1 protein-coding gene is annotated in these 789 nt (G+C 33.6%); it reads right to left on the bottom strand.

Going from position 1 to position 789, the window contains the following annotated elements; all coding sequences use genetic code 11:
- Positions 1-70: 70 nt before the first annotated feature.
- On the bottom strand, positions 71-789 hold a 719-nt coding region (locus D479_RS20070; protein WP_008640639.1), incomplete at its 5' end, for a hypothetical protein.

Here is a 789-nt window from a genome sequence, read left to right as displayed (position 1 = left end):
AATGTTAAAGGTGCATTCCTAATATATATAAGAGAGTAGGAATTTCCTACCCACTTTATAACCTGATTCTTTAGTATGTTCTTTCAGTAAAGCCTTCGGCAATATCTTTTCTAGCAAAATATGAGCCGCCTGTTCCACCAGATACACTAAATCCAGCTGCTTCAAATCCTGCGGATGCTTCATAAGTAGTTTCTACTTCAATTGTTGCAGCTCCAGTCACCTCAATTTCAGTTGTAGGAAAAGAACCAGTTGTTGATATAGCATCAGATGTTCTATTGACTAGCTGGTGATTTCCACTAGATGTTTGCCAGAAAGTATCTCTTACTTCATTAATTTGTCTAAAGGAACCTGATCCTTCTATTACAAGGCGTGCGCTCAAAGTACTTTCTAAATCATTATCTATTCGTGATTCGCTGACAGTTAAAAATGTATCTTGGGCACTAACATCTTGTGTAGATAGAGGTATTTCTTCTTTAACAGTGAAGGTTTTTAATAATTCATTAGTCTCCTTATCATAGATGAATAACTTTTCCTTTAAAGGCTCCTCAAATTTCTCAATACTCACCTCAGACTTCTTATACGGAATTACTATATTAAGTCCCATTAAGTTTTCAGTATATTCATCAGAATTTTCTGTTGTACTAATCGATGCAGATGCTGAAGTTCCAAAGCTAATCAATGCAAAAAATAAAACAATGAAAAATACGGGTAACAAAAACATTTTCTTCAAAATATAATCACCCCTCATTTGGTATATATTGTATGTAACCTTTTTGTAATAAAATAAAC

The organism is Halobacillus sp. BAB-2008 (assembly GCF_000328325.1).
In the GTDB taxonomy this organism is placed as follows: domain Bacteria; phylum Bacillota; class Bacilli; order Bacillales; family Halobacillaceae; genus Halobacillus.
Note: the sequence above shows the minus strand (reverse complement) of the source record. Positions and strands in the feature narration are given on the sequence as shown.